Consider the following 276-nt stretch of genomic DNA (forward strand, 5'->3'; position numbering starts at 1 on the left):
TGCAGGGCATAGAACGCTGACGGGGTCTGGCTCAACACACTGACCCGCTCGGCCACCAGCAGGGCGTGCAGCTCCTCGGGGGAACGCACCACCGCATCTGGCACCACCACCAGCCGGCCCCCACCCAGCAGCGCCCCAAACACCTCCCACACCGAGAAATCAAACGCCAACGAATGACACTGCGCCCACACCCCCGCCACCGGCACCACCACATCCAACGCCCGCAACAACCGCGTCACATTCCCGTGCGCAACCGCCACCCCCTTGGGCACCCCG

1 protein-coding gene is annotated in these 276 nt (G+C 67.8%); it reads right to left on the reverse strand.

All coding sequences use genetic code 11. From position 1 onward, the window contains the following. The coding region (locus OQ789_RS25925) for an AMP-binding protein (RefSeq protein ID WP_324689298.1) at positions 1 to 276 on the reverse strand (276 nt) is incomplete at both ends.

The sequence above is a fragment of the Mycobacterium sp. 94-17 genome, from assembly GCF_035617725.1.
Classification (GTDB): Bacteria; Actinomycetota; Actinomycetes; order Mycobacteriales; family Mycobacteriaceae; genus Mycobacterium.